This is a genomic window from Cytobacillus sp. SAFR-174 (assembly GCF_051964675.1).
In the GTDB taxonomy this organism is placed as follows: domain Bacteria; phylum Bacillota; class Bacilli; order Bacillales; family Cytobacillaceae; genus Cytobacillus.
On record NZ_JBQCMZ010000012.1, the window covers coordinates 37,730 to 53,142 of the forward strand.

16 protein-coding genes and 1 pseudogene are annotated in these 15,413 nt (G+C 41.9%); 15 read left to right on the plus strand and 2 right to left on the minus strand.

The features are described 5' to 3' along the window. From ACTHRG_RS13570 to yajC, 11 genes and pseudogenes are all read left to right on the plus strand, one after another. Nucleotides 1-531, plus strand: a pseudogene (locus tag ACTHRG_RS13570) (hypothetical protein); the annotation flags it as partial. Further along, nucleotides 515-1,507, plus strand: coding sequence for a phosphotransferase (locus ACTHRG_RS13575; protein WP_440231343.1), 993 nt, complete (start codon nt 515-517; stop codon nt 1,505-1,507). The pseudogene ACTHRG_RS13570 and the gene ACTHRG_RS13575, both read left to right, overlap by 17 nt. Before the next feature lie 114 nt (nt 1,508-1,621). Then, nucleotides 1,622-2,365: a YhcN/YlaJ family sporulation lipoprotein gene (locus ACTHRG_RS13580; RefSeq protein ID WP_440231345.1), complete on the plus strand. Its 744-nt coding sequence runs from the start codon at nt 1,622-1,624 to the stop codon at nt 2,363-2,365. Nucleotides 2,366-2,529: 164 nt separating this feature from the next. Next, complete coding sequence (locus ACTHRG_RS13585) at nt 2,530-3,078, plus strand: intercompartmental signaling factor BofC (RefSeq protein WP_076257378.1); 549 nt, start codon at nt 2,530-2,532, stop codon at nt 3,076-3,078. 235 nt (nt 3,079-3,313) lie between these two features. Next, a complete protein-coding gene (locus ACTHRG_RS13590; RefSeq protein ID WP_076257379.1) occupies nt 3,314-3,877 on the plus strand; it encodes a tyrosine-type recombinase/integrase in 564 nt (187 codons plus the stop codon). A 161-nt stretch (nt 3,878-4,038) separates the two neighbouring features. Then, nucleotides 4,039-4,650, plus strand: coding sequence for a Holliday junction branch migration protein RuvA (gene ruvA / locus ACTHRG_RS13595; protein WP_076257380.1), 612 nt, complete (start codon nt 4,039-4,041; stop codon nt 4,648-4,650). 52 nt (nt 4,651-4,702) lie between these two features. Beyond that, the gene (ruvB, locus tag ACTHRG_RS13600; protein ID WP_335689675.1) at nt 4,703-5,704 is read left to right on the plus strand and encodes a Holliday junction branch migration DNA helicase RuvB; all 1,002 of its coding nucleotides are present in this window, start codon (nt 4,703-4,705) and stop codon (nt 5,702-5,704) included. Further along, entirely contained in the window at nt 5,701-5,907 is a 207-nt protein-coding gene (locus tag ACTHRG_RS13605) for a DUF2905 domain-containing protein (protein ID WP_048011596.1), read from the plus strand. Before ruvB ends, ACTHRG_RS13605 begins: the two co-directional genes overlap by 4 nt. A gap of 28 nt (nt 5,908-5,935) precedes the next feature. Next, nucleotides 5,936-6,964 carry a tRNA preQ1(34) S-adenosylmethionine ribosyltransferase-isomerase QueA gene (gene queA, locus ACTHRG_RS13610; RefSeq protein ID WP_440231347.1) on the plus strand — a complete coding sequence of 343 codons (1,029 nt, stop codon included), beginning with the start codon at nt 5,936-5,938 and terminating at the stop codon, nt 6,962-6,964. A 60-nt stretch (nt 6,965-7,024) separates the two neighbouring features. Then, the gene (gene tgt / locus ACTHRG_RS13615; RefSeq protein WP_048011594.1) at nt 7,025-8,164 is read left to right on the plus strand and encodes a tRNA guanosine(34) transglycosylase Tgt; all 1,140 of its coding nucleotides are present in this window, start codon (nt 7,025-7,027) and stop codon (nt 8,162-8,164) included. Between the two features lie 62 nt (nt 8,165-8,226). Beyond that, on the plus strand, nt 8,227-8,511 hold the full coding sequence (gene yajC / locus ACTHRG_RS13620; protein ID WP_009333093.1) for a preprotein translocase subunit YajC: 285 nt from the start codon (nt 8,227-8,229) through the stop codon (nt 8,509-8,511). Nucleotides 8,512-8,550: 39 nt separating this feature from the next. Here yajC and ACTHRG_RS13625 read toward each other — a convergent pair whose 3' ends face one another. Further along, the gene (locus tag ACTHRG_RS13625) at nt 8,551-8,937 is read right to left on the minus strand and encodes a TIGR04086 family membrane protein (protein WP_076257463.1); all 387 of its coding nucleotides are present in this window, start codon (nt 8,935-8,937) and stop codon (nt 8,551-8,553) included. A 198-nt stretch (nt 8,938-9,135) separates the two neighbouring features. Here ACTHRG_RS13625 and ACTHRG_RS13630 point away from each other — a divergent pair, with 198 nt between their 5' ends. Continuing rightward, nucleotides 9,136-9,786 (plus strand): DUF421 domain-containing protein, encoded by a 651-nt coding sequence (locus tag ACTHRG_RS13630; protein ID WP_076257383.1) that lies wholly within the window; start codon nt 9,136-9,138, stop codon nt 9,784-9,786. Nucleotides 9,787-9,818: 32 nt separating this feature from the next. On the opposite strand, the gene spoVB is transcribed toward ACTHRG_RS13630, so the two are convergent. Continuing rightward, nucleotides 9,819-11,384 (minus strand): stage V sporulation protein B, encoded by a 1,566-nt coding sequence (gene spoVB, locus ACTHRG_RS13635; RefSeq protein WP_440231349.1) that lies wholly within the window; start codon nt 11,382-11,384, stop codon nt 9,819-9,821. 122 nt (nt 11,385-11,506) lie between these two features. Here spoVB and ACTHRG_RS13640 point away from each other — a divergent pair, with 122 nt between their 5' ends. The 3 genes from ACTHRG_RS13640 to ACTHRG_RS13650 all read left to right on the plus strand — a co-directional run bounded on the left by ACTHRG_RS13640 (nt 11,507) and on the right by ACTHRG_RS13650 (nt 15,405). Further along, entirely contained in the window at nt 11,507-11,803 is a 297-nt protein-coding gene (locus ACTHRG_RS13640; protein WP_440231351.1) for a post-transcriptional regulator, read from the plus strand. Between the two features lie 300 nt (nt 11,804-12,103). Next, nucleotides 12,104-14,368 carry a protein translocase subunit SecDF gene (secDF, locus tag ACTHRG_RS13645; RefSeq protein ID WP_440231352.1) on the plus strand — a complete coding sequence of 755 codons (2,265 nt, stop codon included), beginning with the start codon at nt 12,104-12,106 and terminating at the stop codon, nt 14,366-14,368. Nucleotides 14,369-14,502: 134 nt separating this feature from the next. Next, nucleotides 14,503-15,405, plus strand: coding sequence for a cation diffusion facilitator family transporter (locus tag ACTHRG_RS13650; protein ID WP_440231353.1), 903 nt, complete (start codon nt 14,503-14,505; stop codon nt 15,403-15,405). Nucleotides 15,406-15,413 lie beyond the last annotated feature (8 nt).

Genomic DNA, 15,413 nt, shown 5'->3' on the forward strand with positions numbered 1-15,413 from the left:
CCGCAGATGCCGCACCAGATGCCGCAGGTACAGGGAGCAATGATGCCGCAGATGCCGCACCAGATGCCGCAGGTACAAGGGGCGATGATGCCGCAGATGCCGCACCAAATGCCGCAGGTACAGGGGGCAATGATGCCGCAGATGCCGCACCAGATGCCGCAGGTACAAGGGGGAATGATGCCGCAAATGCCGCACCAGATGCCACCGGGTGTGATGGGAGCAGAAGATATGGGAATGCAAATGCCGCATCAGATGCCACAGGTGCAGGGAATGGAAGAATCCCCAGGCATGTCTCAAAAGCCATTGATGCCTGGCTCGGTGATGGGAGCTTCCGATGATTGCGGGTGTGGAGGACCTCAATTTGCTCCTGGAGGCTACGGACCAGGACCAGGATTTGGTCCAGGGCAGGGATATGGTCCGGGATTCGGCTATGGTCCGGGACCAGGTTTCGGTCAGGGTTTTGGCCCAATGGGCGGAGCGGCTTTCGGAATGCCAAGAAACATAGACGAAAGCAGTGAATACGACGGTTAATAATGGAGGAGACGATTTAGTTCAAAATCGTCTCCTCTCCTATTTGCAGGATCAGCTGCCATTTAAAATTGTAGAATTAAAGCCAATTCGAAAGAAGGTTTATTTGCTTAGGACGCAGGAAAGGTCCTTTATACTAAAAGGGTTTTCATCCTATCACCGTTTAAAGCTTCAGGAAGCATTCACCTCTTCATTAATGAAAGAAGGATTTTCAAAAACATATATTTTTTACGAAGTTGCCAAAGAACCGCCTTTGTTTTTTGATAGGACTTATTATGGCTGTATGGAGTATTTACCGCCTTCGAAAGAAGTTTTTACTTATTACCTGAAGAAAGATCGTTTAGAAGGGCTGGAGCTGCTGAAGAAATTCCATGTTACTACAGAGAAGCTGGTCAGCCGCTATCAAACGGTTGTGCCGGCATACAGGCAGGCTGACAAGTGGAGAGAAAGAGCAACCCTTTTCCTTAATAATCTCCCTGTAGTAAGATATTTTGTCCAAAAAGAAATTATTAATGAGCTATTAGCCTGGGCAGATTGGTCCTTAAAAGGCTTGGAAGACGAAGCCTGGCTTTTTCAGTCGGGGAAGCAGGTCATTCTGCACGGTGATGTAGCACATCATAATTTTCTCAGAGCAAAAGATCGATCATTATATTTGCTCGATTTTGACCTGGTAGCAATAGGGGCTCCTCATTCCGATTATCTGCAGTATGCAAATCGCATCCTTCCTTATATGAATTGGTCCTTTGAAGATTTGAGAAAATATCCAATCTTAAAATCCAATCTTGAAGAAAAGGGCTTTCTTCATGCTTTGGCATTTCCAACTGATATATTCAGGGAATGGAATCGTGTAATTAGGGATAGATCGTATCTTGATTCTGTGAAAATTCGCCCTGTTCTGGACTTAACTGTAGGGCAGTTTGCTGAAAGACAGCGTTTTATTAAAGCTCTTAAATATGCTGCCAATGACAAAAACAAATAATGCTCATTAAAAAAATGGACGTAAATGGACAGAATGAAAGCCTCTCTCCGCTCACAAGCTAAATAAGAGCAGAAATGCTCAGGGCTTGTAATATTAGCGAGGGGGGTTTTTCGCTTGCACAAGAAACTGCTTGCAGTGCCGATGGCTGCCATCTTATCAATGGGATTGACAGGATGCGGAACGAACGAAGATGCAGGTGTTGAACGGAACAATGAAATTGGTCAGCCCATGGGATATTACTCGAATGAGAATCATGGAAACCGCGGCGGCAATGCCCGGGTGGAAGATGGAACAGATAATGATGGGCCTCTGACAGAAATGATGGATCATACGCTTGGAGGCGAGGTGAAAAGTACCCGCTATAACCAGGTGGACAATAATGGCCGGAGAGTCCGGAACGAAAATACCGGAAACCCTACTATTCCTATTGCAGACAGAGATCGCAGCTTTTTCATGAAAGATAATCGTTTTAGCCATAGCGATGCAAATTATCACGGGCATCTGGATGATAATACGCGCCAAGCTAAAAATTCCTATTATCAGGCTTATGAAGGTGAGCTTGCTGAAAAAATCGGCGACGTTGCAGCATCTGTTCCAAATGTTGAAGACGTCAGGTCAGTTACCTATGGAAGCAATGTTTTGATTGCTGTAGATCTGACTGATTACGATAAGGAAGAAGAAACGAAAGAAGCGATTCATGAAGCTGTCGAGCCATATCTGCGAGGAAGATCTGCAAAGGTTGTAACAGACGAAGGAACATTCAGCCGTTTAAGAAACATTGATAATAATCTTCGTGATGGGGGCCCAAGAGAGCAAATTGATTGGGATTTAAAAAACTTATTTCGCAGGGAAAAATAACGAATTAGCATTAGGGGCAAAGGCAGCTGAGCTTTGCCCCTTTTTACATATAAAATTATTTCAGGATAAACATGAAAATTTTGGCCACACTAATCATAAAGATCTGGGAAAAACAGGCTCAGGCAGATAGTGAAGAAGTTACTATTTAATCGAGGTGATCGATCATGAGAACCGTATGGGGCTTGCTGGCAGTAGGAGCTGCTTCCTTTTATCTCTTCTTCCAGATGGACGCATTCATTTTTTTATCTAACGGTACTTCTTTATATGCTAAGGCAGCAGAAGAACAAATTGAAGGTCCGCTTAAGATGGAGGTCATTTTGGAAAGGGAGTATCTGGATGGGGAAGTGAGTCAGGAAACGATAGAGGAAACCATATGGACCCTTGAAGATTTCTGGGCTAAATATGATCAATGGCAGCTTGTTGATATGGATATAGATTATATAGTATTCCGAAGAAAAGTGGATGATATATCACCATTATTAAAAGCAAATGGGTACTTCGGTGTAACAGAGGATGGAACCCTGACCATTTTCAATGGAAAGCCGCAAAAAACGAATATTATTCAGTCATTCTTTCAAATTGATTTAGGAAAATTAGAAAGCACAAAATGTGAAGAATTAAAAAAAGGCATACCTATTGTTTCAAAAGATCGATATGTGGAAGTTCTGGAAACCTTTAAAAGCTATACTGCCGGTGAAAAGCAGGCGAATTGAAAAAGCGGTGAAACATGCAAGGGAACATACTTCTCTTGCATGTTTCTGTTTTTAAAACGGTAAGATAATCTTCTTTTAAACGTTGAAAATTGTCTGGCTCAGCCCCTTCCCCCTCAAGGAATCAAGGGTAAATAAAGCGCCTTTTTATTTCGTATAAACGTCATCCGATCATTGTAATGTTACTTATTTTTTGATAGCTTATACTTATGTAACATTAGTTGCAGGAGGGAATCTTGTGGAATATGTTGATCCTATTAAGGACATCAAAAGCATAAATAAAATTAAAGAGATATTAAGGCAGCAGTCACAGCGTGATCTTTTGCTTTTTGTATTAGGGATTAATACGGGCATAAGGGTCAGTGATTTGCTATCTCTGAAAATCAGTGATGTTTGGGATGGGACCGAGATAAAAGAGTTTATTTATTTAACCAATATAAATAACGATGAAAATAAAGCATTTTACTTAAATAACAGCGTGAAAAAAGAACTGAAAAAGTATTTTACTCAGCATGATTTCTCTGAATGTGATTATCTCTTTAAATCGAAAAAGAATAATCAGCCCATCACCCGCCAGCAAGCCTACCGGATCATTAATAATGCTGCAAAGGAAGCTGGAATTCCTGGAAAGATCGGCACACATACACTTCGAAAAACATTTGGCTATCATGCATATAGAAAAGGGATTGCCATTTCAATTATTATGTCCATCTATAATCACCATTCTTCCGCTGAAACTTTGCGTTATCTCGGTATTGAAAGAGGCGGGAAGCAATTGATAAAAGTCGATGTTAATTTATAGAATGAGTTTAATGCATTAGGTGAAACAAAGTATCTTGTGTATATTAAGGATTTTTGTCAACAGGCAATATATCTATCCCCAGCCTGTTCAGCATTTTATTCTTCGTGCCAAAATAGTTTATGGTACAATGAGGTACAGTTGAATCAGAGGAGAGAAAGGCATTGTTTGAATTTGTAAGAGGCAGGCTCGATTTTATCGGACCTGAATATGTAGTTGTTGAAAACAATGGAATTGGATACCAGATATTAACGCCTAATCCATTTAGCTATACACCGGAGTACGGCCAGGAAGTCAGGATATTTACATATCATTATGTACGGGAAGATATCATGGCATTGTACGGCTTTCAGACTCGTGAGGAGAAGACGCTGTTTACCAGACTTCTCAATGTTACCGGCATTGGGCCGAAGGGAGCTCTTGCAATTCTTGCTTCTGGTGAACCTGAACAGGTGGTGCAGGCGATTGAAAATGAAGATGAAGCATTTCTCGTTAAGTTTCCTGGAGTCGGAAAGAAAACAGCCAGACAAATGATTCTTGATCTGAAAGGGAAGCTTCCGGACATTGTACCTGACTTTTTCCCTAATCTGTTTTCAGCGGAAAAACTTCAGGCTGAAAGCGGGCCTGCGGGAGATTTGGAAGAAGCCTTGCTTGCATTAAAAGCACTGGGATATTCGGATAAGGAACTGAAAAAGATTACACCGGAATTGAAAAAGGAAAAGCTTACAACGGACCAATACATAAAGAAGGCTCTGCAAAAGCTTTTAAAACTATAATTTATTGGAAAAGGCCGTTTCGTTTTATGCTGAATTAAGAAGGTGATTAAGTATGGAAGAGCGGATAATATCCGGTGAAGCTGATCTTCAGGATCTTTCATTTGAACAGAGTCTGCGCCCGCAGACATTAAAGCAGTATATTGGTCAGGATAAAGTAAAGGAGAACCTCGAGATCTTTATTAAAGCTGCAAGAATTCGCGAGGAGACCTTGGATCATGTCCTTCTATATGGGCCGCCGGGTTTGGGTAAGACCACTCTGGCTGCTATTATTGCCAATGAAATGGGTGTAAATATCAGAACTACTGCAGGCCCTGCAATTGAAAGACCAGGTGATTTGGCTGCGATCCTGACTGCATTGGAACCGGGGGACGTCCTGTTTATTGATGAAATTCATCGCTTGCCGCGGTCTATAGAAGAAGTTCTTTATCCGGCAATGGAAGACTTCTGTCTGGATATTGTTATCGGCAAAGGGCCAAGTGCCAGATCAGTAAGGCTGGATTTGCCGCCTTTTACACTGGTTGGCGCGACAACGAGGGCAGGGTCGCTATCGGCTCCGTTAAGAGACCGGTTTGGCGTGCTAAGCAGGCTTGAATACTATACAGAAGAGCAGCTGACGAATATTGTTGTCCGTACAGCTGAGGTGCTGGATACAGGCATAGATCAAAAAGCAGCCATTGAAGTGGCGAGAAGGTCAAGAGGCACGCCCAGAATTGCAAACAGGCTCCTCCGGAGAGTCAGGGATTTCGCCCAGGTCAAAGCAGATGGCCAAATTGATGAAACACTGGCCAAGGAGGCTCTTGAGCTTTTGCAGGTTGACCGTTTAGGCCTTGATCATATTGACCATAAATTATTAAGAGGGATAATCGAAAAATTCCGCGGCGGACCTGTAGGTCTTGAAACCATTGCAGCGACCATTGGGGAAGAAGCGCATACGATTGAAGATGTTTATGAACCCTATTTATTGCAGATTGGGTTTCTTCAGCGGACACCAAGAGGAAGAATTGTAACAGACCTGGTGTACCGCCATTTTCAAATGGAGGTGCCTGCTGATTGAGCGGCATATCAAAGTGGCTGATGGTCATTGGTGCGATCATTTTTGCCATAGGATTTATAAGCCAGTTTATTAATATTGGCAAGCTGCCTGGAGATATAGTGATCAGGAAAGGCAATACGACTTTTTATTTTCCAGTCGTTACGTCGATTTTGCTGAGCATTATTCTATCTGCCATCTTTTATTTTATTGGCAGGTTCCGGTAGTCTATATGAATAACAGAAGGGTGACATCATGAAAGTAGATTGGTTTGATTTTCATTTGCCTGAAGAATTAATTGCACAGACGCCTTTGGCTGATCGGACAAGCAGCAGGCTGATGGTCCTTGATAAGAAAACCGGGGATATTCAGCATAGTGTTTTTAAAAATATTAAGAATTACCTTCAAGCGGGAGATTGTCTTGTATTAAATGACACAAAGGTGCTTCCTGCGAGGCTGTTTGGAGAAAAGACGGGCACTGGTGCGAAAATAGAGGTGCTTCTTCTCAAACAGCTTGAAGGGGACTCCTGGGAAACACTGGTTAAACCAGCCAAAAGAGTAAAAGAAGGAACTGTGATAACTTTCGGAGACGGCAAATTGACTGCTGTCTGCACTGGAACCTCAGATCATGGCGGCAGAGTACTTGAGTTCAGGTACGACGGGATATTCTATGAGGTGCTTGAACAATTGGGAGAAATGCCTTTGCCTCCTTATATTAAAGAGCAGCTTGATGATCGGGACCGTTATCAGACTGTGTTTGCCCGTGAGCGCGGTTCTGCTGCAGCTCCGACAGCAGGCCTGCATTTTACTGAACAGCTTCTTGAAGAAATAAAAGAAATGGGTGTGCATATTGCTTTTATTACTCTGCATGTCGGTCTTGGAACCTTCAGGCCTGTTAGTGTGGAGGATTTAAATGAGCATGAAATGCATGCTGAATTTTACCAGGTAACTGAAGGAACTGCACGGCTTTTAAATGAAGTGCGTGAACAGGGAGGAAGAATCATCAGTGTGGGGACTACTTCCACGAGGACTTTAGAAACCATTGCTTCTGCGCATAACGGCCGTTTTGAGGAAGCAAGCGGCTGGACTGATATTTTCATTTACCCTGGCTATGATTTTAAAGCGATTGATGGCATGATTTCGAATTTTCACCTGCCTAAATCAACTTTAATTATGCTTGTGAGTGCACTGGCAGGCCGTGAGAATGTTCTGAATGCCTATAATCAGGCAGTTGAAGAGCGCTACCGGTTCTTCAGCTTTGGAGATGCTATGCTCATTTTGTAATATTATTCTGCCTTTCCCTGGCAGGAATAATGTGCTTTTAAATGGAAGGAGAACTGCAACTTGACTGCAATTCGTTATGAATTAATTAAAACATGTAAGCAAACAGGTGCCCGTCTGGGACGGGTGCATACGCCGCATGGTTCTTTTGAAACCCCTGTGTTCATGCCCGTTGGAACACTCGCTACAGTAAAAACCATGTCCCCGGAAGAATTGGTGGAAATGGGAGCGGGCATCATTCTGAGCAATACTTATCATCTCTGGCTCCGGCCGGGTCAGGAAATCGTGGAAGAAGCAGGCGGCCTTCATAAATTTATGAATTGGGACAGGGCCATTCTGACCGATTCCGGCGGGTTTCAGGTGTTCAGCCTGAGTGAATTCCGCAAAATTGAAGAAGAAGGCGTGCATTTCAGGAACCACTTGAATGGTGACAAACTGTTTTTGTCTCCTGAAAAAGCAATGGATATTCAAAATTCACTTGGATCTGATATTATGATGGCTTTTGACGAGTGCCCGCCTTATCCAGCTTCTTTTGAATATATGAAGAAGTCAGTTGAAAGGACTTCCCGATGGGCTGAGCGCTGCTTAAAAGCTCACAAGCGCCCGAATGACCAGGGACTCTTTGGTATTATACAGGGCGGGGAATATGAGGAGCTGCGCAAACAGAGTGCGAGAGACTTAACATCTCTTGATTTCCCGGGGTATGCTGTGGGCGGATTATCGGTAGGCGAGCCTAAGGATGTTATGAATCGTGTGCTTGAATTCACAACACCGCTAATGCCGTCTGATAAGCCAAGATATCTTATGGGAGTGGGATCCCCGGATTCTTTGATTGATGGTTCGATTAGAGGAATCGATATGTTTGACTGTGTTCTTCCTACCAGGATTGCGAGGAACGGAACATTGATGACAAGTAATGGCCGGCTGGTTGTTAAAAATGCAAAATTTGCAAGAGATTTTGGCCCTATAGATGAAAATTGCGATTGCTACACATGCCGAAACTACAGCCGTGCTTATATCAGGCATTTGATCCGCTGTGATGAAACCTTTGGAATCAGGCTTACAACTTACCATAATCTTTATTTTCTGTTAAAATTAATGGAGCAGGTAAGACAGGCTATCAGGGAAGATCGTTTGGGAGACTTTAGAGAAGAGTTTTTCGAACGGTATGGATTTAATAAGCCTAACGCGAAGAACTTTTAATCATATAAATTAGGGGCAGCTTTTTCCTTGAATCGGGCTGATCTTTGAAAGGGGGGAAAACTATGGAGCTTTTAGGAACATTAGGACCATTATTGCTGATGTTTGTTTTATTCTATTTCCTGTTAATTCGTCCGCAGCAGAAACGCCAAAAGGCAGTTCAGCAAATGCAAAGTGATTTGAAAAAGGGAGATAAGGTTGTTACAATCGGCGGCCTTCATGGATTCGTTGATGCTATCGACGAAGACAAAGTGGTTATTAAATGTGGTGACGGAAGCCGTCTTACATACGATCGTGCAGCGATCCGCGAAGTAACGCAGGCAACTGGCGATGCATTAGCAAAATCTTAATATCAAAAAAGAAGGTCCTGATCTGCAGGACCTTCTTTTTTATGCAGTTCTTTTGGTGTTGAGATTTACACCCAATATACCGCCCATCATGGCTGTAAGTGTGAAACAGGTGTGGTATATCATTTGCTCCATATTAAATAAACTGTCATGTCCCAAATATTGAAAAAGAAAAATAACGATTGAGTAAACAAGGCCGGTTAAGCCACCGAGCAGCCAGCCTTTTTGCTTTCCTTTGCCTCCGGAAATGAACCCGCCTGCAAAAAGAGAAATGAATGAAACAGCAGTAATAATATACTGTAAGGATGACTCCTGCAGTGATGTAAATCTCAGGAGCAGTGAAAAAATAAGACTGCCGGCAACGGCAATGGCAAAAATCGCAATAATACCATAAAGTACAGCGCTTCCAAAGTTCTTTGATTCTTCTATATGGACCCTCTCCCTTCTTAATAAGTGAACAGGAACGGCTTTCGACCCTTGAGGCAACCAGCCTTTTCCTTAGTACAAGCATATTCAGACAATGAAAAAATAGAATCGAAATTGTTCAAAGAAAAAACCTCCTATACTCATAAAAGTTCAAATATGCGGAAGAATAGAAAGGATTGCATCAAAAGGAGTGCTGTTGAAGTGGAAGAATATCTAATCATCGTTGTAAGAACCTTATTTCTGTATGCAGTCATTCTTCTCATTTTTAGACTAATGGGCAAAAGGGAAATTGGTGAACTCAGCATCCTGGACCTGGTCGTCTATATCATGATTGCTGAACTTGCAGTTGTCGCGATTGAAACTCCGGATTCAAATATTTTAAAAAATGTGCTTCCTATGCTCCTTTTGATGGTTGTACAAATTGTGTTGGCCATATTCTCTCTGAAGAGCAAAACATTCAGGGACATAGTTGATGGAAAGCCGACCATCATTATTAATAAAGGAAAAATAGATGAAAATGCCATGAGGAAGCAGCGCTACAACTTTGATGACCTGCTTCTGCAGTTAAGAGAAAAAGATATTGCCAAAATCTCCGATGTGGAATTTGCTATCCTTGAATCCTCCGGTACGCTGTCAGTGTTTGAAAGAAAAGACAGTAAAGAGGGAGGGATAACGATCCCTTTAATTATAGATGGCACGATTCAGAAAACTAATCTGGAAACGATAAATAAAAGTGACTTTTGGCTGCGTCAGGAACTTCGAAAAGAGGGGTATAAAGAGATATCCAAGATTTCATTCTGCAGTTATGAAAATGGCCAATTTTATGTGGACCTGCTTGATGAAAGAAAATAAAAACAAGGCCAGCTCAGCTGACCTGTGAAGCATTATTTAAAGGCAAGCCTGGATATTATTTTGCCGATCCCCGGAATACGAATTAAGTCATTCTTTCTAATCAGCTTTAAGATTAATAAAAGGATGATATAGACAATTGTGATAACTGCGGATATCAGAATAACCCTTAAGGCTGTATTCATATCAGAGGCAAGGATGTCTCTTAGCATCCAGAACCCTAAGCCTCCTGATACAATCATTGCTATAAACGTTTTTAGATAATCCCTTACGAAAAAAGTAAAAGAAATAGCTTTCAGAACGGTTGCAAAGTGAAGCATTGTCACCAGGACTGTGCCTGTCAATATCCCCATCGCAACTCCATTAATCCCAAATGCCGGCTGGCTGGCAAGGAGAAAGATAACCGCCGTCTTTACAACAGCTCCAATCAAGCTGTTGATCATGGCAGCACGCGCAAGATTCAATGCCTGTAAAGTTGCCTGAAGAGGTCCCTGATAATAATAAAACAAGAAAAAGGGCGCCATCAGTTTAATAAAATGTGATCCGCTTGAGGAGCCATACATCACTTCCATTAATTGATCGGAAAGGACGTAGAGAACCACCACTGCAAGGCCCCCGGTAATAAATGCAAATCGAAGTGCCTGCTGAAGCCGGTATTCGATCAGACGCATATTATTTTGGGAATTTGCCTCGCTTATAGCCGGAACAAGAGAAGTTGACAGAGAATAAGTAATAAACGATGGCAGCATCAGAAGAGGCATGGCAAAGCCCGTAAGAGCCCCGTACTGCTTTGTAGCCGCCGCTGCCGCCACACCTGCAAGTGCCAGACTCTGCGCTACCACAATCGGTTCAAAAAACCACGCGACAGAACCGATCATTCTGCTTCCTGTCGTTGGAAGGGCAACGGTCATCAATTCATTAAATGTACTTTTCCCGGAAGACACATATTTAAAAAATTGCTTCCTGACTCTGAATTTCTTTTTAAGCTTAAATGTGGTCATTAAATAAAGCAGTGATGCAAGCTCCCCGATGACTGCTGCCAGCATGGCGCCCGCAGCAGCATATTCAATTCCATAGGGCAGAAATGCCTTAGTCATTAAAGCGATCAGACTGATTCGGACTATCTGCTCAATCATCTGGGAATAGGCAGCAGGCTTCATGTTTTGCCTGCCCTGGAAATAACCCCGAATGACAGAGGAAATGGCGATGATCGGCACAATTGGAGCGATTGCCATCAAAGGCAAATGGGTCCGGTTATCAGTAAAGAGTGTCTCTGATAATAATGGAGCGAGCAAAATTAAAGCGGGAGTGAAAACAATAGAAAGCGAGATGGTAGTTGCCAAGGACACAATTAATATTTTTTTAATTTTTGCTGTATCTCCTCTTGCCTCTGCCTCGGCCACATTTTTAGAAATAGCAACCGGCAGTCCAATCTGTGTGATGGTGACGACAAGAATCATGGTGGGAAAGGCCATCATATAAAGGCCAACACCTTCTTCTCCAATATATCGGGCGATGACAATTCTGTTAATAAAGCCAAGGACCCTGGTCACCAGGCCTGCAGCGAGCAGGATCATGGTACCTTTAAGAAATTTGGACATTCAACTCCCTGCCTTCTCAAAATGGGTAATATCATATACAATTATCTATATGCAAGATAGAGGACAAAGCATGACAAGCTATCATAATTTCCATGTTATTAATGGCGGGGAGGCGGCTGAAAATGAAAATCGGCCATGAATATGATTATTTTCGCACTACGGTAAAGCCTGCATTGGAAAGCAAACTGGATGAATTTCGGCTTCTGGGATATAAAAAGGTGTCTGAACAGGAGCTCTGGGGATATCTGACAAAGAAAAAGTGGAAAAAACCAAAAGAAAATGTCAGGCTATTTGAAATTGTGGAAGAAATAATGGAAGTAAAGGTGAGTGAATACATTCATTATGCTACCATCGGTGCTTTTAAAGAAGCTGAATTTGATTTAGATAACGAAGAAGAAAGAAAAAAACTATTAAAATAGCCAGGTGTTTCCAATTTTTTCATGGTTTAACATGATATAAGAGAAATTGACAGGTTTTACAATCTGTTTCATAATGAAAAGCGGAGTAATCGGCCTTTTTCATGTAATAGGTTATACATAGAATGAAAGCTAAGGACGAGTAGTAACAGTTTCAAACAGTAGTCTTAATTTACGGGAAGGCTTATTAGATAGTAATGCAGCCTTCACGTGCAGGAATGTGTGGTAAATAATGCATCACGCCGCTGATGCAGTGCCTGTTATATCAAGTAGCGGGCGATAGTTAAGGAGGATTTATTCAGAATGGTAAAGCGCAGCCGTATCGTTGCTTTTTTCCTGATTGTTTTATTATTGGGAAGTTTGGCTGGGGCAACGACAAACAACATCTTAAAAAATATTAAGCTTGGCCTTGATTTGCAGGGCGGATTTGAGGTTCTCTATCAGGTAACGCCAAAAGATGGGCAGAAGGTGACTAAAGAAGTCCTAGCAAGTACTGCCGAAGCGCTCGACAGGCGAATCAATGTACTTGGAGTCAGTGAGCCGAATATCCAGATTGAGGGAGATAAGCGGGTCCGTGTTCAGCTTGCCGGTGTAACAGATCAGAATAAAGCAAGGGAAATTCTGTCCACAGAAGCTAATCTCTCATTTAGAGATGTTAATGATCAGTTGATGATGGATGGTTCAGATCTTGCTGAAAATGGTGCAAAGCAGACATTTGATGAAAATGGAAAGCCAAGTGTTTCATTGAAGCTGAAAAGTGCCGGTAAATTTAAAGATGTAACCCAAAAAATTGTCAATATGGGAGCGCCAAATAACCTGCTTGTCATTTGGCTTGATTTTGAAGAAGGCCAGGATTCCTTCCAGGCTGAGTCAGCAAAAAAAGACCCAAAATACTTATCTGCTCCACAGGTAAGCCAAATCTTTAATCAGGATACCGTTTCCATTGTTGGGAACTTTACAATTGAAGAAGCACAGACGCTGGCGGATTTATTGAATGCAGGATCCCTTCCTGTACAGCTCGATGAAGTTTATTCAACATCAGTAGGTGCTAAATTCGGTGAACAGGCAATGGAAACGACTATTCTTGCCGGAATAATAGGAGTATTGATTATCTTTATCTACATGATTGCGGTATATCGTTTCCCTGGATTTATTGCAACTCTTACTTTATCGTTTTATATTTATCTGATTTTACTTGTTTTTGACTGGATGAATGGCGTATTGACGCTGCCTGGTATTGCTGCGCTCATTCTGGGGGTTGGTATGGCGGTTGATGCGAATATCATTACCTATGAGAGAATCAGGGAAGAAATGAAAGTGGGCAGAACAATCAAATCTGCTTTCCAGGCTGGGGAGAAAAATTCACTTTCCACCATCTTTGATGCAAATATCACAACTATTCTTGCAGCAGCCGTATTATTCATGTATGGGACAAGTTCTGTAAAGGGATTTGCTACCATGCTTATCATAAGCATTCTGGCCAGCTTTATTACTGCTGTATACGGTACAAGGCTGCTTATGTGGCTTTGGGTCCATAGTAAAGCACTTGATAAAAAACCAGGCTGGTTTGGAGTTAAGAAAAGTGAGATCAAAAATATTGCTGAAAACTATGATACCCTTGATTTGCCGACCAAATTTGATAAATTTGATTTTGTAGGGAACCGCAAGAAGTTTTTCATCCTTTCTGCTGTTTTAATTACTGCAGGAATAATTGTTCTTTCTATATTCCGTTTAAATCTTGGAATCGATTTTGTCAGCGGTACCCGGATCGAGCAGCAGGCAAGTGAATCCTTAACAAAAGAAAAATTCCAAGCTGAATTATCAGCTCTTGGAATCGAGACAGATGATATTGTCATCTCAGGTGATAATAAGGAAATTGGTGTTGCTAGATTTAAAGATGTTTTAACAAAAGACGAAATAGCAGAAGTTAAAACTCAATTTCATGAAAAATTCGGTCAAGATCCGAATGTCAGCACAGTTTCACCAACTGTAGGAAAAGAACTTGCTAAAAATGCACTGAAAGCTCTTGCGATAGCCTCTGTAGGCATTATCATCTATGTATCCATTCGCTTTGAGATCAAGATGGCCATTCCGGCAGTACTGGCACTTCTGCATGATGCCTTCTTTATTATCGCAGTATTCAGCTTTACACGCCTGGAAGTGGATATTACCTTCATTGCAGCAATTCTTACAGTGGTCGGTTACTCAATAAATGATACAATTGTAACGTTTGACCGGATGCGTGAGAATATGCAGAAAAAGAAAAAACTCAAGTCATTTGAAGATATTGCGGATGTTGTAAACAAGAGTCTTCGCCAAACGCTTGGCCGCTCTGTAAATACTGTTTTAACGGTTGTGTTTACAGTCGTTGCGCTGCTTGTGTTTGGAAGTGAATCAATCAGGAACTTCTCGTTTGCACTTCTTATTGGTTTAATCGCAGGTACTTATTCTTCCATTTTCCTTGCTGCACAGATTTGGGCAGTATGGAAAGGCAAGGAACTGAAAGAAAAAGGTGTTATTCATACTGTTAAAGAAAAACGCAAGGTCAGTGACGAACCACAAGTGTAATAATTACAAAAAACTCAGGCGAGTGCCTGAGTTTTTTTATTAAATCTGGATGCTGTCTATTTTACAAATTTGGTTAATGATTCCGGGAAATAGGATAAACTAATAGCAAGATTAGGGAGGAAGGAAGTATCGCTTTGGAAAATAACGATCGTTTTAAGAAAGCTGAGTTTGCAGCTATAATTGGCATCGTGGGCAATATTATTCTTGCCGCCCTTAAATGGGGAATTGGCGTTTATTCAGGAAGTAAAGCGCTGGTGGCGGATGCGGTCCATTCAGCTTCAGATGTTGCCGGATCCTTTGCTGTTTATTTGGGTCTGAGGGCTGCGAAACAGCCGCCGGATGAAGATCATCCATACGGTCATGGCAAAGCTGAATTGATAGCGGCCATAATTGTTGCCGTCCTGCTGTTCCTGGTGGGAATTGAAATCGGCAAATCATCATTTGAATCATTCTTTTCACCAATTGAACCTCCAAAAGCAATTGCAATAGCTGCAGTAGTGGTTTCCATCATTGTGAAAGAAGCTATGTTTCGGTACAAGTATAATTTGGGAAAGAAACTAAACAGTGATGCTTTAATTGTAAATGCTTATGAACACCGTTCAGATGTTTATTCATCAATTGCAGCTTTAATAGGTATTGGCTGTGCGATTATTGGCGGAAGAATGGGGATCGAATGGCTTGAGTATGCAGATCCTGTTGCTGGCCTCATTGTGTCCCTCATGATTCTCCAAATGGCTTGGCGGCTTGGGAAAGAATCCATTCACAGCACACTTGATCATGTGCTTCATGAAGAAGATACTCTTGAAATGCGCAAAACGGCTGAATCCGTCGATCATGTTAAAAGGATCGATGAATTGCATGCCAGGGAACACGGACACTATGTAATTGTTGATATAAAAGTGTCGGTGGATCCGAATATGACTGTTGAGGATGGCCACCGGGTCGGCAAAGAAGTAAAACGCAAGCTGCTCCAATTGGAAAATGTGCAAAATGTCTTTGTGCACATTAATCCTTACAGCAAAGAACATTTAAATTAGAGAATATA

Excerpts from the sequence above, each read along its gene's own strand:
- ruvB (WP_335689675.1), top strand. The coding sequence starts at position 4,703 with ATGGAAGAGCGGATAATATCCGGTGAAGCTGATCTTCAGGATCTTTCA.
- secDF (WP_440231352.1), top strand. The coding sequence starts at position 12,104 with ATGGTAAAGCGCAGCCGTATCGTTGCTTTTTTCCTGATTGTTTTATTA.
- ACTHRG_RS13585 (WP_076257378.1), top strand. The coding sequence starts at position 2,530 with ATGAGAACCGTATGGGGCTTGCTGGCAGTAGGAGCTGCTTCCTTTTAT.
- queA (WP_440231347.1), top strand. The coding sequence starts at position 5,936 with ATGAAAGTAGATTGGTTTGATTTTCATTTGCCTGAAGAATTAATTGCA.
- ACTHRG_RS13640 (WP_440231351.1), top strand. The coding sequence starts at position 11,507 with ATGAAAATCGGCCATGAATATGATTATTTTCGCACTACGGTAAAGCCT.
- yajC (WP_009333093.1), top strand. The coding sequence starts at position 8,227 with ATGGAGCTTTTAGGAACATTAGGACCATTATTGCTGATGTTTGTTTTA.
- spoVB (WP_440231349.1), bottom strand. The coding sequence starts at position 11,384 with ATGTCCAAATTTCTTAAAGGTACCATGATCCTGCTCGCTGCAGGCCTG.